Annotated in this window: 22 protein-coding genes and 1 pseudogene; 16 read left to right on the top strand and 7 right to left on the bottom strand. The window is 66.5% G+C overall.

The window, feature by feature from the left end:
* Positions 1-83: 83 nt before the first annotated feature.
* Positions 84-659: a TetR/AcrR family transcriptional regulator gene (locus ACIA8C_RS08960; RefSeq protein ID WP_397132531.1), complete on the top strand. Its 576-nt coding sequence runs from the start codon at positions 84-86 to the stop codon at positions 657-659.
* 97 nt (positions 660-756) lie between these two features.
* A complete protein-coding gene (locus ACIA8C_RS08955) occupies positions 757-2,061 on the top strand; it encodes an FAD-binding oxidoreductase (protein WP_397132529.1) in 1,305 nt (434 codons plus the stop codon).
* A 38-nt stretch (positions 2,062-2,099) separates the two neighbouring features.
* Here ACIA8C_RS08955 and ACIA8C_RS08950 read toward each other — a convergent pair whose 3' ends face one another.
* Complete coding sequence (locus ACIA8C_RS08950; RefSeq protein WP_397132527.1) at positions 2,100-2,717, bottom strand: TetR family transcriptional regulator; 618 nt, start codon at positions 2,715-2,717, stop codon at positions 2,100-2,102.
* Positions 2,718-2,884: 167 nt separating this feature from the next.
* Here ACIA8C_RS08950 and ACIA8C_RS08945 point away from each other — a divergent pair, with 167 nt between their 5' ends.
* From ACIA8C_RS08945 to ACIA8C_RS08930, 4 genes are all read left to right on the top strand, one after another.
* Complete coding sequence (locus tag ACIA8C_RS08945; protein ID WP_397132525.1) at positions 2,885-4,096, top strand: hypothetical protein; 1,212 nt, start codon at positions 2,885-2,887, stop codon at positions 4,094-4,096.
* A 124-nt stretch (positions 4,097-4,220) separates the two neighbouring features.
* Positions 4,221-5,072, top strand: a complete 852-nt coding sequence (locus ACIA8C_RS08940) for an alpha/beta fold hydrolase (RefSeq protein WP_397132523.1) — start codon at positions 4,221-4,223, stop codon at positions 5,070-5,072.
* Entirely contained in the window at positions 5,069-5,887 is an 819-nt protein-coding gene (locus ACIA8C_RS08935) for an LLM class flavin-dependent oxidoreductase (protein ID WP_397132521.1), read from the top strand. Before ACIA8C_RS08940 ends, ACIA8C_RS08935 begins: the two co-directional genes overlap by 4 nt.
* Positions 5,888-6,046: 159 nt before the next feature.
* Entirely contained in the window at positions 6,047-6,739 is a 693-nt protein-coding gene (locus ACIA8C_RS08930) for a hypothetical protein (protein ID WP_397132519.1), read from the top strand.
* 178 nt (positions 6,740-6,917) lie between these two features.
* Here the strand turns inward: ACIA8C_RS08930 and ACIA8C_RS08925 are convergent, their stop codons facing one another.
* Positions 6,918-7,778: a hypothetical protein gene (locus ACIA8C_RS08925; protein ID WP_397132517.1), complete on the bottom strand. Its 861-nt coding sequence runs from the start codon at positions 7,776-7,778 to the stop codon at positions 6,918-6,920.
* A gap of 342 nt (positions 7,779-8,120) precedes the next feature.
* Here ACIA8C_RS08925 and ACIA8C_RS08920 point away from each other — a divergent pair, with 342 nt between their 5' ends.
* The 5 genes from ACIA8C_RS08920 to ACIA8C_RS08900 all read left to right on the top strand — a co-directional run bounded on the left by ACIA8C_RS08920 (position 8,121) and on the right by ACIA8C_RS08900 (position 10,368).
* Positions 8,121-8,654, top strand: coding sequence for a CAP domain-containing protein (locus tag ACIA8C_RS08920; protein WP_397132515.1), 534 nt, complete (start codon positions 8,121-8,123; stop codon positions 8,652-8,654).
* Positions 8,655-8,929: 275 nt separating this feature from the next.
* A complete protein-coding gene (locus ACIA8C_RS08915) occupies positions 8,930-9,088 on the top strand; it encodes a hypothetical protein (RefSeq protein ID WP_397132513.1) in 159 nt (52 codons plus the stop codon).
* 24 nt (positions 9,089-9,112) lie between these two features.
* On the top strand, positions 9,113-9,436 hold the full coding sequence (locus ACIA8C_RS08910; protein WP_397132511.1) for a hypothetical protein: 324 nt from the start codon (positions 9,113-9,115) through the stop codon (positions 9,434-9,436).
* The gene (locus tag ACIA8C_RS08905) at positions 9,424-9,741 is read left to right on the top strand and encodes a hypothetical protein (protein WP_397132509.1); all 318 of its coding nucleotides are present in this window, start codon (positions 9,424-9,426) and stop codon (positions 9,739-9,741) included. Before ACIA8C_RS08910 ends, ACIA8C_RS08905 begins: the two co-directional genes overlap by 13 nt.
* 69 nt (positions 9,742-9,810) lie before the next feature.
* Entirely contained in the window at positions 9,811-10,368 is a 558-nt protein-coding gene (locus tag ACIA8C_RS08900; RefSeq protein ID WP_397132507.1) for a hypothetical protein, read from the top strand.
* Positions 10,369-10,383: 15 nt separating this feature from the next.
* Here the strand turns inward: ACIA8C_RS08900 and ACIA8C_RS08895 are convergent, their stop codons facing one another.
* The 3 genes from ACIA8C_RS08895 to ACIA8C_RS08885 form a co-directional block, all read right to left on the bottom strand.
* A complete protein-coding gene (locus ACIA8C_RS08895; protein ID WP_397132505.1) occupies positions 10,384-10,827 on the bottom strand; it encodes a nuclear transport factor 2 family protein in 444 nt (147 codons plus the stop codon).
* A 161-nt stretch (positions 10,828-10,988) separates the two neighbouring features.
* Complete coding sequence (locus tag ACIA8C_RS08890) at positions 10,989-11,405, bottom strand: helix-turn-helix domain-containing protein (RefSeq protein WP_397132503.1); 417 nt, start codon at positions 11,403-11,405, stop codon at positions 10,989-10,991.
* Positions 11,406-11,634: 229 nt separating this feature from the next.
* On the bottom strand, positions 11,635-12,234 hold the full coding sequence (locus tag ACIA8C_RS08885; protein WP_397132501.1) for a TetR/AcrR family transcriptional regulator: 600 nt from the start codon (positions 12,232-12,234) through the stop codon (positions 11,635-11,637).
* 197 nt (positions 12,235-12,431) lie between these two features.
* Here ACIA8C_RS08885 and ACIA8C_RS08880 point away from each other — a divergent pair, with 197 nt between their 5' ends.
* Positions 12,432-13,427 (top strand): RNA polymerase subunit sigma-70, encoded by a 996-nt coding sequence (locus tag ACIA8C_RS08880; protein WP_397132499.1) that lies wholly within the window; start codon positions 12,432-12,434, stop codon positions 13,425-13,427.
* A 41-nt stretch (positions 13,428-13,468) separates the two neighbouring features.
* Here ACIA8C_RS08880 and ACIA8C_RS08875 read toward each other — a convergent pair whose 3' ends face one another.
* A complete protein-coding gene (locus ACIA8C_RS08875) occupies positions 13,469-14,425 on the bottom strand; it encodes a zinc-binding dehydrogenase (RefSeq protein WP_397132497.1) in 957 nt (318 codons plus the stop codon).
* A 197-nt stretch (positions 14,426-14,622) separates the two neighbouring features.
* Between ACIA8C_RS08875 and ACIA8C_RS08870 the strand changes: the two genes are divergently transcribed.
* Entirely contained in the window at positions 14,623-15,168 is a 546-nt protein-coding gene (locus ACIA8C_RS08870) for a TetR/AcrR family transcriptional regulator (protein WP_397132495.1), read from the top strand.
* Positions 15,169-15,179: 11 nt separating this feature from the next.
* Here the strand turns inward: ACIA8C_RS08870 and ACIA8C_RS08865 are convergent, their stop codons facing one another.
* Positions 15,180-15,461 (bottom strand): hypothetical protein, encoded by a 282-nt coding sequence (locus ACIA8C_RS08865; protein WP_397132493.1) that lies wholly within the window; start codon positions 15,459-15,461, stop codon positions 15,180-15,182.
* Positions 15,462-15,563: 102 nt separating this feature from the next.
* On the opposite strand from ACIA8C_RS08865, the gene ACIA8C_RS08860 reads away from it, so the two are divergent.
* The 3 genes and pseudogenes from ACIA8C_RS08860 to ACIA8C_RS08850 all read left to right on the top strand — a co-directional run bounded on the left by ACIA8C_RS08860 (position 15,564) and on the right by ACIA8C_RS08850 (position 18,552).
* Positions 15,564-16,199 (top strand): TetR/AcrR family transcriptional regulator, encoded by a 636-nt coding sequence (locus tag ACIA8C_RS08860; RefSeq protein WP_397132491.1) that lies wholly within the window; start codon positions 15,564-15,566, stop codon positions 16,197-16,199.
* A gap of 115 nt (positions 16,200-16,314) precedes the next feature.
* A pseudogene (locus tag ACIA8C_RS08855) lies at positions 16,315-17,420 on the top strand (phosphotransferase family protein).
* Positions 17,421-17,463: 43 nt separating this feature from the next.
* Positions 17,464-18,552: a TIGR03857 family LLM class F420-dependent oxidoreductase gene (locus tag ACIA8C_RS08850; RefSeq protein WP_397132489.1), complete on the top strand. Its 1,089-nt coding sequence runs from the start codon at positions 17,464-17,466 to the stop codon at positions 18,550-18,552.
* Positions 18,553-18,560 lie beyond the last annotated feature (8 nt).

Genomic DNA, 18,560 nt, shown 5'->3' with positions numbered 1-18,560 from the left:
CAAAAATGCCGTTGACCAGCGGGGAGTCGACAGGAGTATGGTCGTTCTACTTTCCGTCGACGGCAGGTTCAGGAGGTTCCGCAGTGACGAGTCGTCCGCGCGAGCGGCTGATCGCAGGCGCTATCGACTTGGTCCGGCGGCGTGGTGTCGCGGGTACCGGGATCACCGAGTTGGTGACGCACAGCAATACCGCGCGCCGATCGGTCTATCAGAACTTTCCGCGCGGCAAACAGGAGCTGATCGAGGAAGCCACCCGTACGGCCGGACAGGTCATGGCCGCGGGCATCGTCGCGACCGAGGGGGCGGGTCCCGCCGCGGCGCGCCTCGCCGCGTTCGTCGGGATGTGGAAGGAGACGCTGACCGCGTCCGAATTCACCGCGGGCTGCCCGATTGTCGCTGCGGCGCTTGCCGGTTCGGAGGTGCCAGCGGCGCCGGCCATCGCCGCCGAGTCGTTCGCCGAATGGGAGGCGTTGATCGCCGCGCAGCTGACCGCCGACGGGATCGCCGCCGACACCGCCGCGTCCATGGCGACCATGGCGGTCGCCGCGATCGAGGGCGCGGTGGTCATGTCGATCGCCGCGCGGTCGGTGACGCCGTTGGATCGCGTCGCCTTTCACCTCGACCAACTACTCGCCCGCCAGCTCGACGAAAGTAGCTAGGCGGCCGCTTCTTTCCGACTCGATGTCACACTTGCCTGCTGCGTTTCGTCATAGATGCGGCAACGAATTAGGCAACATCGAGTGAGGACGCAAGCACATGGGTATCGAGGAACTACGCAGCGCGATCCGCGCCAGCGTGCTGCTGCCGGGCGACGCCGGATTCGAGCAGGCGGCGCGGCCGTGGAATGTGGCTGTGGCGCAATCGGTCGCGGCCGTCGTCGAGGTCGCCGATGCGCAGGACGTCGCTGACGTGCTGCAGTACGCAGGTCGAGCGGGTCGTCAGGTGGTGACGCAGCCGACCGGGCACGGCGCGACCGGCGATATCGACAACGCGATCCTGGTTCGTACCGGCGCACTGAACCACCTCGAGATCGATGCCGAGCGACGAGTGGCGCGAGTCGGCACCGGCGTGCAGTGGGGTGCGGTACAGACCGCGGCGGCCGCGCACGGGTTGACCGGGCTAGCCGGTAGCAATCCGGTGGTCGGCGTGACCGGCTACACCCTCGGCGGCGGATTCGGCTGGTTCGCCCGCAAGTACGGCTGGGCCGCAAACGCGGTGCGCGCCTTCGAGATCGTCGACGCCACCGGACGGCGGGGCCGTGTCACCTCCGATACCGATCCGGAGTTGTTCTGGGCGCTGCGCGGTGGCGGTGGGGACTTCGCGATCGTCACCGAGATCGAGTTCGACCTGTTCCCGCTGCCGCAGCTGTACGGCGGCCGGGTGATGTGGTCCGCCGAACGCACCCGCGAGGCGTTCGACCTGTTCACCGAACTCACCACCGATGCGCCGCCCGAGCTGTCGGTGTGGTTGCAGCGCTACCAGATTCCCGGCCTCGCGCCGACCGTCGCCCTCGACTTCGCCTACCTCGGTGATCCGAGCGAAGGCCGCGAGCTGACCCGTAGTCTCGACACCATCGACGGTGTCCTCGCCGACACCCGAGGCGCGCTGACCCCGGCGGAGATCGGCAAGATCACCGCCGAGCCCACCGACCCGAGCCCGTCGCTCTCGCGTGGCGAACTGCTCAGCGATCTCGGTGACGCGGTGGTGAAGACGCTCATCGACGCACCGACGGCTCCGCTGCTGAACATCCAAATCCGCGGTCTCGGTGGGGCTCTCGCGCAAACCCGACCGGGCGATGGCGCTCGCGGTGCGGTCAGCGAACCGTACGCGCTCTACCTGCTCGGCCTGCCGGACCCGGGCAACGCGGTCCGGGCCCGATTCGGCCAGATCATCGACGCGCTCGGCCCGCACACCACCGGAGCCAAGCCCTACACCTTCCTCGCCCCCGGCGAGTCGGCCGCCGCCGCCTTCGATCCGGAAACCCTTGCGCGGCTAAGGAATATCAAGCAGGACCGGGACCCGCACGGCGTCATCCGCGCCAACTTCCCGGTGCAGGGCTGAGCGATCGGCGGGCCGCTGTGGACACGGCGGCCTGCCGATCACAGCGCCCTGAGCTCGGCGCAGAGACGCCGATAGCAAGTGAGTACCGACGGCGCGTCGGAAACTCCAGTGGGCGAACCGGATTCGATCCATTCGGTGAAGGTGGCGAACAGGACCGTGCTGGCGACGGCGAGCATGAACCGTATCCGTGAGCGTTCCGTGGCGGGAATCGTCGCGAGCAATCCATCGGTTCGTGCGTTGGTCGCGGCGGTCGCCGCCGCCATCAGCTGTGGTGACGACGTGATCGTCTCGTACATGCGCACCGTGGCAACGACATCCGGGTCCTCGTCAACTTTGGCCAGCACGCTGCCGAACGCCTGCTCGACATCGCGCATGCGCACGTCGTGCGGATCCATCCGCGCGAACATCTCTTCGACGGCGTTGGTGAATCCCCACCGGTCGTAGACGAGCGCACTGTCCCGGGTGGCGAAGTATCGGAAGAACGTGCGCGCCGAAACACCGGCACGCGCGGCGATGTCATCGACGGTGACGTGGTCCGCGCCGCGCTCGGCGGCCAGCGTCACCGCGGCCAGATTGATCTCCAGCTCCGTCTGTTGCCGTCGGCGCTCCCGCAGATCCGGGCCGCGGCGCTCCTTGGAAGCGTCTGTGTGCTGCATCACTCCAGCCTAACAAAGTGGCAGAAATTACCAGGATGGCGGACGTTGCCACTATGGCAGAGTCTGCCATTTGTGCTTAGCCTGTGGGTAGCCGACCTCCCCTACCAGTGCTGTTAAGGGCCGGTTTCGGGCTTCTCTACCCACGGTGAAGTCGAAGGAGCCAAGTCATGACGTCATCACAACTGCTGGTTCGCCCGCTCGCGCCGAGTGAGGTGATGCATTTCCGATTCGGGCTCTACGTGGGGTATGCCACGCAGGTTCGCGGCAAGCTCGATTCGGCCGCGCTGGTGCAAGCGTTCGCGATTCTGCGCCAGATCTACCCGATCCTGTCCGCCCGGCTGGTGCTCGATGACACGAGTCAGCCGACCATCGAAGCCGCCCCGGAACTCGCCGCCGTGATCGATGAGGTGTCCGGTGCCACCGACAACCCCTTGTTCGGGCTGCCCGAGTTGGCTGACCGCGCCGCGGCGATTCACACGGTGCGCGGGAGCGACGACACCGCCACGGTCACCCTGCTGACCCATCACTCCATCGCCGATGGTCACCACTCGCTGCACCTGCTCGCCGAACTGTGGGACCTCTATACCGCCTGTGTCGGCGATGTGCCGATCGCGCCGCGCCGCCACGACTACCCGCATTCACTCGAGCACCTGCTCGATCAGCGCGGTATCGGCCCGGGGTCGCACGCGCTGCCGGGCGACGAGTTGTTCGGCGCCTTGGCCGACGTCGAAATCTCGCCGAGCCCGCTGCCGGGCGTTCGAATTCGCCTGTCCGCCAACGATACCGCTGCGCTGCGCGCTACCGGTCGTAGCGAAGGGACGACGATCAACGGGCTGGTCTCCGCCGCGCTGCTGGCCGCCACCGCGCAAAGTCGCGGCGTCGACATCGAGACTTTGCACTACGCGTACCCCGTCGACCTGCGCGCCAGACTCACCCCGCGGGTCGGATACCCGGAGGGGACCAATGTGCTGGGGATGGCCCATTTTGTGGCCGGCCCGCACGCCGAAAACGACCTCCTCGCACTGGCCCGTGCAATCACCGGCCAGCTTCGGGAAGGAATCGCCACCGGTGCGGTGTTCGCCGGGAGTGCCGAGTTCATGCCGACCGCCGATCAAGCAACTGCCGCCACCTTCGAAGCGCTGCTGTCGACGCTGCTGATCTCGACGAACTGGGGAATCATCCCGTCCTTGTCGACCCCCGCCGACCTCGTCATCGAAGACTTCCGTCCGGTCATGCCGAGCAACCCCATGACATCCATTGCCCCCTATGTCATTACGACCTATGACGGCCAGCTCACCATCGACACCTCGGCGCAGTCGTCCGAGGCGAGCCGACTCGTTGCGGACTATCTCCACTCCATGGCGCAGCTCGCGCAGTAAGGATCGGGAAAGGGTCGTCGAGCGCACGTGCTCGGCGACCTATCCATTGACATCGTTGATCGCGATTGAGTTGATCGCAAATCATCGCTTTTTATGATGATGCGGCTGGCCTAGCGTGACATTCATGAACCTTTCCAACGGCGAGCAGCTCGTCAAGATCGACGATGTCGAGCTGTGTGTCGAGACCTTCGGCAATCCCGCGAACCCGGCGATCCTGTTCATCGATGGCGCTACTGCCTCGATGCTGTGGTGGGAAACCGAGCTGTGCGAACAGATCGCGCGCGGCGACCGATTCGTGATCCGCTACGACAACCGGGACACCGGCAGATCCACCAGCTACCCGCCCGGCCGGCCGGGCTATGCCTTGACCGACCTGGCCGGGGACGCGCTCGCCATCCTGGATGCCTTGAATGTCGAACGCGCACATATTGTTTGCCGGTCCATGGCCGGTGGAATCGGGCTTCTCATCGGGGTGGACCATCCCGACCGGGTGGCGTCGCTGACGTTCGTCTCCACCTCCACGGGCGAGGCGGGACTGCCGCCGTCGTCCAGTGAGCTTGCCAGCAGTATCCCCGCCGAACCGGACCTCGCCGACTACGGTGCGGTAGTGGAATACATTGTCGCGTCGGTAAAGGCGTGTTCGGGCGGCTCGCCCTACTTCGATGAAACCGCAACGCGCACACTGGTCGAGCGGGATGTGGCCCGCGCTCGCGATATCGCGGCCACCCTCGGCAACCACTACGCGATGAGCTTCGACGGGGCGGCCCGCGACTTCGCCGCGGTCAAGGCGCCGACACTGGTCGTGCACGGCGACCATGACCCGCTTTTGCCACTCGCACACGGACATTCGGTGCGCGACGCGATTCCCGGCGCGAGGCTACTGATCCTGGAGGGCGCCGGGCATGACCTGCCGAAGCCGCTATGGGACGTGTTCGTCCCGGCGCTGCTCCAGCACACCGCGGGCGGCCGATCATGACCCGGCTACAGTCGGCGCTCTGGCTGCCGATCTTCGACGAGCTCGCCGACCCCGCGCTGGTCGCACGTCTGGCCGCCGAGGCCGAAGCGGCAGGCTGGCACGGCGTTTTCGTCTGGGACCACCTGCGCTGGCGCGCGCCGGTCCGGGAGGTGGCCGACCCGTGGATCACCCTCGCCGCGGTCGCCACCGCCACCGAACGCCTCCGGTTCGGCCCCATGGTCACACCGTTGCCCCGGCGCCGACCTGCCAAGGTGGCCAAGGAAACCGCGACGCTGGACCGGCTCAGCAACGGCCGGCTCACGCTCGGGGTCGGTCTCGGCAGCGATCGTTTCGCCGGCGAGTTGCATGCGACCTGTGAGGAACTCGATGATCGGCGGCGCGGGCAGATGCTCGACGAGTCGCTGGAGATCCTCACTGCCGCGTGGTCCGGTGAGCCGGTGCAGCATCACGGTGAGCACTACACCGTGGACGGAATCTCCTTCCTGCCCAGGCCGATTCAGCGTCCTGGCGTGCCGGTGTGGATCGCGGGGTTTCCCGGCAATGTCAAACCGGTGCGCCGTGCCGCGCGCCATGACGGCTTCGTTCCGGTCAATCTCGATCACCCGGATCAGCTCGCGGAAATCGTCACCACCATTGCTGGTCTGCGCCAGGGGCAGACGGCCCCGTACGACATCGCCGCCACCGGCGCGCCCGGCACCGATCCGGTGCCCTACGTGCAGGCGGGCGCCACCTGGTGGCTTGTGGAGTTCGCACCGGAAACGGTCTCGCTGGATCAGGTCCGGGGTGTCCTGCGCGACGGTCCGGTAGCGCGGTGAGTCTGGTCCTGCCACCGCGTCCGGTGGCAGGCATAACCGCTCGCGTGCCGGAGGAATTGAGGGCATGCGCGGCAGTGTTGCGCAGGAAGTACAACCGTATTCTGTAGCTATACCGGGAGCGAGCACGAGACTCCCAACCGGCCATCGGGGAGGTGGGCCGTGCAGATCACCGAGTTCAGTGTCTTCGGGCTGCGGTCGTCGGTCATCGATCTCCGAGTACGCGGAAACCCGTTGACCTTCCGGCTCTTTCCGATGGTCCACATCGGTCAGCGCCGGTACTACCAGGAGGTGGCCGACCGCCTGCGTGAATGCGACCTGATCGTCTCCGAAGGTACGGACACGCCCAGCTCGACCGGCCTCGCTGTCGTCCTCGCGATGCGACTGACCTTTCAGCGTTCGGCGCGAGACCTGGTGCATCAGGACATCGACCACGCGTCGCTGGGTGTACCGGTCGTGTGGCCGGACGCGCTTTCGCGCCACAATCGCAGAAGGCGGGCGGCGGTGCTGTCGTTGCTCGACGTAATGCTGCTCACCCCGTTCTATGTGGTGGTGATGGCCTTCGGCGGCCGTAACTGGTTGTTGCGCACGCGATTCGAGGTGTACGACAACTCCGAGGTGCGGCTCCGGTTCATGAACAAAACCCTCCTTCGGGACCGGGACAAGGCTTTGGTGTCGGCTCTTGCGGGGATCCACCAGGAGCGTCAGGGCCGTCGCGAGGTGGTGGGGATCGTCTACGGCGCGGCGCATATGCCCGCAGTGATCGAGGCGTTGAGTACCCAATTCGGCTATCGGGCGGTCGGCGCGGACTGGTTGGCGGTTTTCGATGAGGCCTCGCTCTTTCGTCCTATATAGGTGTCGCACAGCGTTGTTCGGTCGTCCGCCGGTGATGGATCAGCAGGGATCTGTCCACTTCGGCGGCCGGACCGGGGCGGGTCGAGAGATTCGTGCTCGGGTTGCTCGGTGACCTGCTCCAGTCCGGCCGGGGTTCGATGCCGGCGACATCAGGCGGGGGACCCGCGATGCGTGGGCGTCAAGCGGAGGCCAAGGCCGCGGCACTCAGGGGAGCGAGCACCGCGGCGAGGGGGCCGAGTGCCGCGCTCCCGGTTCCGGCGATCGAGCTACCACCATCGAGGCCGGCGCTGCCCGAGCCGAGTGCCGCGCTGCCGGGGCCGAGGACCGAACTGCCGGACTCCAATCCCTGTGCCAGTGCCGCGCCCACTTCGAGTGCGTTGCTGATGATTGTCAACACCGAAGTGAGATCAGTTGCTGGAGTAGCCATTTGGACATTGCTGGCGGGTGCGCTCGCGGGACCCGTGGCGTCGGCACCGTCGCCTTCGGTGCTGCTCGGCGCGGCGGATTTGCTCGTCTCGGTGTTGCGGGCGGCGCTGCCGGTCTCCAGGCTTTTGGCGAATGCCGCGCCCGCATTCAGCGCGGTGCTGATGTTGGTCAGGAGCGCGGTGAGATCGACTGGCGGAAGGGCGATTTGGGCACCAGGACGGGCGCTTGCCGGATCGCTCTGATGGTGCGGTCGTGGCGTGTTCGTCCGGCCGGGCACCGGCGTCTTGGGTTCGAACGGCGTGAGCGGCAGGCCGAGTCCGGTGGGACCCACCTTGTCGCCGGACAGCTGATCGAGTGTGTCCGCGTCGATGGATGGACGTATCGGCCACCCGGCTCGGCTGACCGGCCGTTGTGTGTCGGTTGCCGTGCCCGCGGGCTCGGCGACCGGCGCCTGCGGGGGTAGTTCGGTGATGGTGGCCGTCAGAATCGCGGCTTGGTTCTCGGGCGAGGGCCCGTGCTCGGTGGCGATTCCGGTGGCGATCAGTGCGGTCATCGAGAGCATGGCCAACCGCATCGAACCGAGAGGGTTTCGCCTTGCGTTGTGTTTGCCCATCAGTTGTTGTCCTTAGTAACGAATCGACCGATTCAGTTGTGCCCGCACGTCGGTGCCACCGGGGGCGACGGACGTGGCGCTGCGATATTTGCGCACGTCCGCCCATGGGAGAGCATGGGGTGAGGCGAAGATCGAACGCGTCCGGTGTCCTGAGGCGCGGCCATTTTGGATGCCACGCATCGTATCGGACGGTTCGTCATCCCCGCTACGTTATGAAGTCGAATCCGGCACGATTGCCGCTGGGCCGCTAGATGCTAGCCATGGTGCTGCTCGGATCTTGCCGGAGTACCGAGTGAGATGTTACCGTTATTTAAACGTAATACGAACCGTGGAGTCTGAATTATGCGTCTTTCTCCCGCTCTGATCCGTTCCTCGCTTACGTGTCTTGTCATATCAACTTTTTCCGCCTGCCTAGTCGCCTTGGCTCCGTCGGCCCTGGCGGCACCCCAGGCCCAGTCCGTCGCCGCCGACGTCGTCGGTCTCACCAACGCGGAACGCGCGAAGGCCGGATGCCCCGCCCTGACAGCCGAAAGTCACCTAACCCGGGCCGCGCAAGCGCATACCGAAGACATGGCGGCCCGCGGCGTCCTGGCGCACGACTCGGCCAAGGGCAGTCCGGGTGACCGGATCAGGGCGGCGGGCTACCGGGCAAGCAGCTGGGCCGAAAATATCGCCTCGGGGCAATCGGGTGCCGCAGCCGTGGTCGGTGCGTGGATGCGCAGCGCTGGCCACCGCGCCAACATTCTCAATTGCGGCCTTCGTGATATAGGCGTCGGATTTGCCACGGGTCGAAATGGTACTCCTTTTTGGACACAGGACTTCGGTACATCCAGTGCGCAGGGCTCGAATCAATCCGCTGGGCGAGTACTTCGTTGAGATTCCGGGTAACTGACATTGAAGTGATCGGAAATTCGTGCGGGGATGCCGAATTTCCGGAACGATAATTTGGTTTGCCCACAGCTGACAACGCATGGAACTGTAACTCGCTGGTAGCGATAGGTCGCCCGGTTGCCGACCTATCGCTACCAGCGATGTCGCGTCCGAGCGCGCACACCGCACTGTGCGACGGAACGCAAGTAGGCCGGGCCAGCGGGACGAACTCGAGTAGTCCTACGGTGTCGCCATCAAGGTGGGTCACCGACGCTGAATCGGTGCAGAAATATTGGGGATTGTTCTGGGCCGCGACCGCACTGGTGATCGCGGTTGCCGCACTGGCGATGTGGGCCGATCTGGCGGCGTCGACGGTGATCGGTGCCGGGCTGGGATTTGTTGCGTTCTTTTGGTTCGTCGCGGTGTTGACCGTGCCGTAGAATCTGTATTTCGCTGCGAGGCAGGTGGCGCACCGGCTCGAGACGGCGCGCGGGCGCGCGATCGCGCTGCCGGAGGGGCGGGCTCGGGAAGTCGGCACCTTGGCCGAGCGGCTGCTGCTGGTGGCAATCGGGTCGCACGTGGTGTCGGCGATCATCACCGCGGTGGTCGCCGTGTTCACCGGCTACGAGATCGGCTACTACGTGGCCGGGTTCTTCCTCGCGGCGGTGCTGATCCGGCCTGCGGCAGCGTATTTCGCGTACCTGCGGGCACGGATCGCGGTGTTCTCCGAGGAGGCGGCCTATCCGCCGGACGACGTACGGACCCTGCGCGACAGGTGCGATTCCTGACCGAGCGGCTCAACGCCAGCCAATCGACCGCTCTCTCGCGAGCCGACTCCGATGCCCGTCAGATCGATGAGCTACGCGATGAGGTGCGGCGCCTCGATCAGCGCGCCCGTGACGAACAGCGCGGCATGCGCGATGTCGTCGCCCGCGACCACGCCGAGGTTGTCGAGCGGGTCAGCGCCGTCGATCAGCGCGTCACCACGATGGCGGCCCGCTTCGACGCCGCCCGCGACGGCATCACCGATCAGCAGGAGATCCTCGCAGGCCTGCGCGCATTCGCCCGCCTGATGCGCGAAGCGCCCCGGTGAGCGTTTTGCGGCAGACTGTGGCAATGCGGATTCTGTTGCTGGCCAGCCGTTTGTCGGCGGTGTGTGCTCATGAGCGATGACCTCGAGCGGCTCGATGACGAGCGGCGTGCGGCGGGAGAGCTGAGCGACGTCGGCTGCCAACCAGAACCGGTGGAGTCGGTTCTGGTGCGCGTCGGCGCCCCGAGCGACAGCCCGACACGCTCGGCGGACCGCCACATCCGGGTTGTCGCATCCGCGGACGACGATCTGTCCGATGTCGCCGACATCTTGCGCGCGACCGGCCGTCCCGCCGTCGAGCGGGAGATCGAGCAGCTGCGTAAGCAGCTCCTCGACTCCGAGATATCCCTCCACATCGCCTACCTCGGTGACGTCCCGGCCTCCTGCGGTCGCCTGCACTATGGCGCGACATCAGGCTTCGCGGAGCTGGCGGGTGGGCGAAGCCAACCCGAATTTCGTCGTCGTGGTCTCTACACGGATTTGGTGAATTCCCGCCTGGCCGAAGCTTTCTCGGCGTCTCGATCGCACGTCTATGTCGACGCCTTGCCCACGTCCGAGCCGATCCTGCGCCGCCTGAACTTCCGCTTCGTCAGCCGAACCCATCCCTTCAGCTACCCGCCGTCGAACTGAGAACGCGGCACACGGTTACTGTGCGGGCCCGGCACCGAGTCCCTGGGCCCAGCTGCGCTGCTGGCCGCGGCGGGAAATCCGCCAGCCCTTCGCTGTCCGGATGTACTCGTCCAGGTACCACATGCCGAGCTGCGCGATCGGCGGCTCGCCGTTCTGGGCCGGCATAGCAATCGAGTTGAAACACATGATGCGCCCCGTTGCCCGGTCACCGTCGATGCGGATCTCCGAGTTGGCCATCAGATGCTGGAATCCGGGAAACTGCGGCAGAGTCTGCGCGAGCCATTCCTTGATTTCGCCGAGCTTGCCCGCGATACCGCCGAACGCGGTCAAGTCGATCGCGGCATCCTCGACGAAGACCTCGTCCAGGGCATCGAAATCCAGGCTGTCGACCGCCGTCGCGTACGCCACCAGCAAATCCTGAATCTCCAACCGATCCGAAATCTCCTGAATCGTGAGCACCAAACCTCCTAGAACACCGAAACGAAAACCGAACGCTATCGGCCGTGCGGAATCCACCCCAGCCCCCAACCGGCTGATCTTGCCGTCTGATCGGCTGAACCCTGCGGATCCCAGAAGCGCTGTCTCGCAGGAGCATCCGGTGCGCGTCGCGCGACGGCAGGTCAGTCGGCGGGGTCGGGTGGGACCTGGGGGAGACCCTCGCTGGCGCGCAGCTTTTCGGCCATGGCGGTGAGCAGGTTTTGCGACTCTTCGGACAGGTCGAAGGCGCGGCTGGACAGGCGGCGCAGTTTGTAGCCCTGGACCTGGGACAGCAGAGCCAGGTCGTGGTCGATCTTGGCGGCGTAGGCGTCATTGGTGAAGTAGTCGGGTTTCACCTTGAAGAACTTGGCCAGCGCGGCGGCGGTCTCGGCCGAGGGTTTGCTGCGGCGCCCCGAGCGTAGTTGCGACAGATAGGGTTTGGAGAGCGGATGACCGGCAGTCGTCAGCGCCTCGGCGACCTCGGCATTCGTGTGCGGGGGCCGTCCAGGTGGATGCACGGTGGCGAACAGTTTGTTCAAACGCTCCGCGAAATCGGCCACTGAAGTCCCCCTGTCCTTCCGCACGTCATGCCGCCACAGCCGAACTTGCTGGTTCAACGATCCGCGATGTCAGATTAAACGACAACGATCGTTTGCGTTAGCTTTTCGTGATCGATCTACTGTTGGCCGGTTCGCTCTGCTGGCAGCGGAACCTGCCGCGTGCTCGGCCGACCGGCCGCCGCTTACTGGGCGTAGCGGCCGGAACCGCAGTGGCGCAGTGGAACTGGGCTCAGCGGGTGCCGGTCAACCCGTTGATGCCTGCGATCATTTGGGCCGCGGAGGTGCCGTCGCCTAGATGTTCGACCACGATGAGTCCGGGCAGCAAAGTTGTCAACAGGGTGGCGACAGCATCGGTGTCGGCGGTGGCGGCGATATGGCCGTCGGCCCGCCACCGCCGGGCGAGTTCGGCGAAGTTCGCCTGGGTCGCGCGGTAGTAGTCGCGGACCAGGTCGCGTAGGTGCGGGCGGCGCAGGGCTTCGGTCCAGGCCTGCATGGCGAGCTGGGACAGGTCGTAGTCTTCCTGCGCGCCCCGCCGGTGCAGGACGGCGACCAGCGCGGTGACGGTCTGGTCGGGAGTCGGTGTCGGCTCGGCGGCCAGCAACTCGACGAAAAGGCCGCTGATGAGGGCGAGCGCCTCGTCCGCGGTGGCGTCGATCAGTTCGTCTTTGCTGGCGAAATACCGATAGACGGCGCTGGTGGACAGTCCGGTCGCCGCGACGATCTGGTCCATCGAGGTCGCGTGAAAACCGTTGCGCGCGAAACAAGTCCATGCACTGGTCAGCACATGGCGGCGCCGCTGCGCCCGTAGTTCCTCGCTGATCCGCGGCATGGTCGCAGTTTAAACAAGAACGTTCGTTTCACCTAGCGAGTCGTAGCGCGGTGTGAGCCGCGAACGAAGCCTTCGCCGCGCAGGCCGGTCGCCGCAACGGCTACCCTGACCTGGGGTTCGATTCCTTCCGCGCGATGTCACGGTCGTAATGGGCGACGGTTCCGCTCAGCGAACCGATCCTGACAAGGAGCGAGCGCATGGCGAACAAACTGTCGGCACCGAGCCATGAGCGGTTCGCCGCGGAGACCGAGCGCTTCCGGCGAGAGTTGTTCGCGCACTGCTACCGGATGGTCGGCTCGGCGCAGGACGCCGAGGATCTGGTGCAGGAGACATACCTGCGAGCGTGGCGGTCCTACGCCGGATTCGAGGGCCGGGCGTCGATTCGGTCCTGGCTCTACCGGATCGCCACCAACGTCTGCCTGACAGCGCTGCGGCCGCGGCGGATTCGGGTGCTGCCCTCGGGGTTGGCGGGGCCGTACGACGGTCCCGATCGGCCGCCGAGTCTTGTTGCGCGGGGCGATGTTTCGTGGCTGGAACCGCTGCCGGACGCGCTGATCGCCCCGGCCGACGACGATCCGGCGGCGGTGGTGGTCGCCCGTGAGTCGGTGCGGCTGGCGCTCATCGCGAGCCTGCAGCACCTGCCCGCACGGCAGCGCGCGATCCTCATCCTGCGCGAGGTGCTTGCGTTCACCGCGGCCGAGACCGCGGCGATCCTCGGCACCACCACCGCAGCGGTGAAAAGCGGCCTGCAGCGGGCCCGCGCCCGGCTGGACGAACTCGAACCGAACGCCGCGGAACTCCTCGAACCGACCGACGACCGGGCGCGGGCGCTGCTGGATGGGTATATCGCGGCGTTCGAGCGGTCCGATGCCGGTCTGCTGGAACAGGTGCTGCGCACGGACGCCACGTTGGAGGCGACACCGTTCCTCGACTGGCAGGCCGGCCGGACGACGTGCATTCGCATGCTCGACGAGTACGTGCTCGGCGCGCCCGGCGACTGGCGGATGTTCGCCACCACCGCCAACGGTCATCCCGCCGCGGTTGTCTATCGCCGGGGCGCGGATGGCAAGCTCGGGGCGTACGGCGCGGTGGTGCTGGAGCCCACCGTTACCGGTGTGTCCCGCGTGATCGCGTTCCATCATTCGGCGTTGGTCACCACCACTTTCGGCTTCCCGGACTCGCTCGCGGACTGATTGCGGGGTTCGTCGCCCGCGAGCCGGTCACCGACGCACACTCACGGCAGCAGGGCAAGTTTGCCGACGGTCGCTCTGCTCTCCAGTTCCGCGAGTGCTTTTGCGCCGTCGGCCAATTCGTAGGTGGTCGGCTCTCCAGGGGAGAGCACACCGGCGGCGATGAGCGCGAACAGCTCGCCCATGAGCTCGCCGAAGATCCGCGGTGCCGCCTGAATCAGCACCCCGATATTGAGGCCGATGAGGTGGACTTGATGCTCATACACCAACTCCCAGTTGGTAATCGAGGCCTCGCCACCCGCCAGGCCGAAGACGACGACTCGACCGCTGACCCGCTTGGCCGCTGCCACACTCGCACCGAAGGTGGCCCCGCCCACCGACTCCAGCACCACATCGGCACCAGCACCGGCGGTCAGCCACAGTACCTCGGCAGCGAGATCAGCACTGCGAGAGTCCACCACATGATCGGCCCCCAGGGACCGCACAGTCTCATGCTTATCGGGCGAGGCGGTAGCGATGACCGTCGCGCCGTAGTGCTTGGCGATCTGCACGGCGGCCTGGCCCGTCCCGCCCGCCGCCGCATGAATCAGCACGGTCTCCCCGGCGTCTAGCTGCCCGAGTGGCCTGAGCGCGGCCAGCGCGGTCGGCCAGTTCACGACCAGTCCCAGCGCCTGCTGCGCCGTCCAGCCGTCAGGCACTGGCACCGCGGCAACCGCGGACAACACCATGTACTCGGCGAAAGCACCGTAGCCGACGCCGATTACGCGGGCACCGACTTCCAGCCCGGTCACTCCCGCGCCCAACGCGACGATCTCACCGGCGGCTTCGAACCCAGCCAGATATGGAGCCTGCGGACCGTCCGACGATAAACCGCGACTCTGCGAGATATCACGAAAGTTCACACCAGCAGCGGTAACCCGGATCAGGATCTCATCCGCTCCGGGCGCAGGCACCGCCACATCGCTGATCAACCGCATATCGTGCGGACCATCCAAGGACATCTGCCGCAGGGCACGCATAGTGACGGGGAGACTCAAGGCAATCAACTCTCTTCTCGGCTCACGCGTTCGAGGCCGCCTTCCGCTGGCCGCCTCTTCACCAGGTAGACCTGAGTCACGACAGAAAGGAATCGAGCCATAGAGTGGGTGAAATGCGCGAGGCGGTAGACCAATCGGGGCGAGTGGTGTCACCTGCGCTGATGCGCGCTAACACGGCGACGTTGCAGCGATTGGGGCCGAGGCAGTTCAGCCTTACCGCGGTTGCCGAGGCGGCCGGTGTGTCCCGCGGCACCGTGTACAACGCACTGGGTAATCGGGATGCCGCGATCAAAGCGGCGCTGGACTATGCGGCGTCGGTGTTCATCGAAACGCTGGCCACCGAGGTGAGCCGGCACGAGACGCTCGCCGATCAGGTGGCCGCTGCCGCGGTGCTGATCTGTGCGCACCGGCAACGCTCCGATGCGATCGCCGCTGCCTCGATCAACGAATCGGTGCTGCTGTTGCTGCTGCGTAATAGCGGTGATGCCCTGATGACGCGATCGCTCGAGCTGTGGGAACCACTGGTGCGCGCGGCCGAACAGCGCGGCGAGGTCCGCGCGGGCGTGACCGCGGCCGGGGCCGGCGAGTGGATCGTGCGGATGCTACTGAGTTTCGAACTGGTGCCGCCCATGCGGGTGAATCTGGACAACCCCCGCGCGGTCCGTCGATTCGTCGCGGAGCACATTGTCGCGGGCCTCGCCGAGTAATCCGTAGCTGGTCAGTCTGCCCCGCCGCAGAGCTTCTCGGAGACTTCCCACAACGCTGCCGCATGCTCTTCGTCGACGGCGTAAGGCGCAGTGTCGCTGCGGATTCCGCAGTTCGCGAGATACACCGAGCCCACATCGGCGAGCTCAGGACTGACCGCCGCCCACACCTGGGTGGCGGCCCCCTGATCGGGAGTCGCGATCTTCGGGCCCGCGGGTTGGTCGATGCGCTTGGCCCGCCGCGGCAGGTAACCGCGCAGAGTGGTGATGTCCTCGGGGGTCATAATGATGCGCACAGCGGCGATCCACGCACTCGACCCGGCCGCGACCTCGCGACATACCCGGATCGGGAGCCGCTACGGTCGAGAGATGCGACAAGTAGCGGCAGGGAAGTACTGATGGCCGCAGTGGGCCCGTCGACGCAATCCGCGGCCGGAACTCGCCTCAATCGACGGGGCCTGCAGACCCGGCAGCGACTGCTCGACATCGCCATCACCTGTCTTGCGGAGGGATCCGGCGAGCCGCTGTCGGCGAATCGGGTGGCCCGCGCGGCCGGGGTCAGCTGGGGCACGCTGAAGCATCAGTTCGGCGACATCGACGGCCTATGGGCCGCCGTCGTGACCGAGTTGACCGAACGCAGCGGCGCGAACAGTCCCGAGATATGGCCCGAGTTCAGCGGTTCGATCCGTGAGCGGATAGGGGAAATGGTCGACGCCATCTGGACCATCCTCGGCACGCCGGAAGGCCGAGCGGTCGAGACACTGCGCGCCGGACTGCCGAACGATCACGCGGAACGTCTTTCGGTCTTCCCGCGAACCACCGCGGCCATGGCCGGGTACGAAGACGCCTGGCTCCGTGCCTTCGAGTACTCCCTGGCGGACCTGCCGCTCGATCCGGACAAGGTGCACCGGATTCGCTGCCTGATTCCGCCCGCGATCCGCGGCATCAACAGCGAGCGCCGCCTCACGCCCGCCGCCGAGATCGCCAGCGCGCGCCTGGGTTTGGTCGACGCGATCGCGGCCTATCTGCCATAACTCCCATTCATTGAGAACCCTCGTTGACAATTGCGGCGCGGTGGGTCGATGGTTACCCGCAGCTTTCGCCATCGTGTCAGGAGTGACCATGTCTCAACCTCGGGCTGAAAACGACATGCGGCTGCGGCGCAGCAGCCGCGACACCAGCACGCTGATCCCGCGCCTCACCGCATGGCTGGCCACGCAACTGCCGGAGGACGCGGACCCGAGCGTCGCCCTGCGGGCCGGTATCGACAGCAACGGCATGTCCGCGGAGACCCTGGTGCTGAGCGCGACCTGGACCGAGGCGGGAGCGCCTCAGGTCACCGACTTGATCGCCCGGATGGTGCCTGCCCCAGGCGATTTCCCCATCTTGGCGGACTACAACCTGCCGGATCAGTTCGACGCCATGCGCATCGTCGCGGAATCGAGCAGCGTCCCGTCCCACGGGCTCGGTTCATCGAGCCGACCGGCGAGGTGCTCGGCACGCCCTTCCTCCTGATGGACCGCGTCGACGGCTTGGTCCCGCCCGACGTCATGCCCTACACCTTCGGCGACAACTGGCTCTTCGACGCCAGTCCTGAGCAACAAAACCGGTTGCAGCACAGCACCATCGAGGCACTCGCCGCTCTGCACGCCATCCCGGACGCGCCGACTACGTTCGCCTTTCTCGATCCGCGGCAGCCGGGTTCGAGCCCGCTCGAGCGAACACTGAACCGGGCAAGGGCATGGTACGAATTCGCGGCCCGAGATAGCGGTGCGTCGCCGCTGGTGGAGCGAATCCTGGTGTGGCTCACCGCGAATCTGCCCGAGACGTCGGCCGGCGAGACCGTCCTGTCGTGGGGCGACGCGCGCATCGGGAACTGCATGTACCGGGACTTCATCCCGGTGGCGGTACTCGATTGGGAACTGGCGACGATCGGCCCCCGCGAACTCGATGTGGCCTGGCTTGTGTTCGCGCACCGCGTCTTCCAGACGATCGCCGCCACCTTCGGCCGCCCCGGGATGCCGGACTTCTTGCGCATGGCGGACGTGAAGGCGACCTACGCCGAGTGCGCCGGTGTGCAGCTCGGCGATCTCACCTGGTACACGCTGTACGCCGCCCTCAACTACTGCGTCGTCTTCATGCGCGCTGGTGGTCGTCAGGTCCACTTCGGTGAGATGGCGCGTCCCGACGACGTCGAGGTGCTCTTCCACCACAAGTCGCTCGTCGAAGAACTCCTCGCCGAGATCGGCGCCTAGTATCCGTCCATCGATCGAAAACTGCTTGGGGAAAACAACTCTCGTGACCGAACAACTGAACGAACTGGCCTACTACTGCATCACCCGCCACCCCGCCGATGCTCGTGTCCTGCTCCCGGAGGCGCGCACCGCGGAGGAGATCGGCCTCGGCTCGTGCATGATCGGTGAACGCATGACCGTCAAGGACTCCGCGGTACTATCCGGTGGCCTCGCCGGATGCACGACCGAACTGGGGATCGCGGCGGCCGCCACCAACCACCACACCCGCCACCCGATGGTCACCGCGACGATGGGGTCGACGATGCAGGCGCTCACCGAGGGCCGATACGCCATGGCGTTCGGCCGCGGCATGGCGGCGAACTGGAAGGCGATCGGCCTACCCGCGGTCACCGAGGCCCAACTCCGCGACTTCGTCGGCATCCTGCGCCGCCTCTGGGCCGGTGAGACCATCGTCGGTCACGACGGACCCGCCGGTTCATGGCCCGTCCTGTATCACCAGAACGGCCTCGACGATTCGCCGCCGATCGGCTTCGTCGCCGTCGGCCCGAAGACACTCGAGCTCGCCGGTGAGATCGGTGACTTCGTGGTACTGCACACCTTCTTCTCCGACGAGGCCACCGCGAAATCGGTTGCGGCGGTACGCCGTGGTGCCGAACGGGCAGGCAAGGACCCGGACAGCGTGCGCATCTGGTCGTGCCTGGCCACCGCGAGCGACGCGCTATCCGAAGAGGATCAGCTGCGCAGGCGGACCGGCCGCCTGGTGACCTACCTGCAGGCATACGCCGACATCCTGATCGCCGCCAACGGCTGGGACCCCCAGGTCTGGGAGCGGATCCGCGGCACCCAGCTGTTCCTCGATGCCGCGGCGGCCGGACCCATCGATGCGTCCGCCTCCGTCGACGTGCTCGAGCAATTCGACGCGATGATCCCCGGCGAATGGCTCGCCTCGGCCGCGTACGGCACGCCGGAGCAGTGCGTGCGGAAGATCTCGCGCGAGTACGACCTCGGCTGTCACTCGGTGATCATGCACGGCGCGAGCCCACACGAACTGTCCTCGGTGGTCGCCGCCTACCGGGCCGATCGACCCCAGTTGCGTCGGGCGGTGGCCGCCAACCCCGGAAAGTTCTTGTGACGCCATGA

Origin of the sequence: Nocardia sp. NPDC051321, from assembly GCF_044455225.1 — a bacterium.
Taxonomy (GTDB): Bacteria; Actinomycetota; Actinomycetes; order Mycobacteriales; family Mycobacteriaceae; genus Nocardia.
The sequence above is the reverse complement of the archived record's forward strand: the minus strand, read 5'-3'. Positions and strand labels throughout refer to the sequence as shown.

Bases quoted from the DNA above. Each gene is read 5' to 3' on its own strand.
- ACIA8C_RS08955 (WP_397132529.1), top strand. From the start codon at position 757: ATGGGTATCGAGGAACTACGCAGCGCGATCCGCGCCAGCGTGCTGCTG.
- ACIA8C_RS08950 (WP_397132527.1), bottom strand. From the start codon at position 2,717: ATGCAGCACACAGACGCTTCCAAGGAGCGCCGCGGCCCGGATCTGCGG.
- ACIA8C_RS08945 (WP_397132525.1), top strand. From the start codon at position 2,885: ATGACGTCATCACAACTGCTGGTTCGCCCGCTCGCGCCGAGTGAGGTG.
- ACIA8C_RS08940 (WP_397132523.1), top strand. From the start codon at position 4,221: ATGAACCTTTCCAACGGCGAGCAGCTCGTCAAGATCGACGATGTCGAG.
- ACIA8C_RS08935 (WP_397132521.1), top strand. From the start codon at position 5,069: ATGACCCGGCTACAGTCGGCGCTCTGGCTGCCGATCTTCGACGAGCTC.
- ACIA8C_RS08925 (WP_397132517.1), bottom strand. From the start codon at position 7,778: ATGGGCAAACACAACGCAAGGCGAAACCCTCTCGGTTCGATGCGGTTG.
- ACIA8C_RS08920 (WP_397132515.1), top strand. From the start codon at position 8,121: ATGCGTCTTTCTCCCGCTCTGATCCGTTCCTCGCTTACGTGTCTTGTC.
- ACIA8C_RS08900 (WP_397132507.1), top strand. From the start codon at position 9,811: ATGAGCGATGACCTCGAGCGGCTCGATGACGAGCGGCGTGCGGCGGGA.
- ACIA8C_RS08885 (WP_397132501.1), bottom strand. From the start codon at position 12,234: ATGCCGCGGATCAGCGAGGAACTACGGGCGCAGCGGCGCCGCCATGTG.
- ACIA8C_RS08880 (WP_397132499.1), top strand. From the start codon at position 12,432: ATGGCGAACAAACTGTCGGCACCGAGCCATGAGCGGTTCGCCGCGGAG.
- ACIA8C_RS08875 (WP_397132497.1), bottom strand. From the start codon at position 14,425: ATGTCCTTGGATGGTCCGCACGATATGCGGTTGATCAGCGATGTGGCG.
- ACIA8C_RS08870 (WP_397132495.1), top strand. From the start codon at position 14,623: ATGCGCGCTAACACGGCGACGTTGCAGCGATTGGGGCCGAGGCAGTTC.
- ACIA8C_RS08860 (WP_397132491.1), top strand. From the start codon at position 15,564: ATGGCCGCAGTGGGCCCGTCGACGCAATCCGCGGCCGGAACTCGCCTC.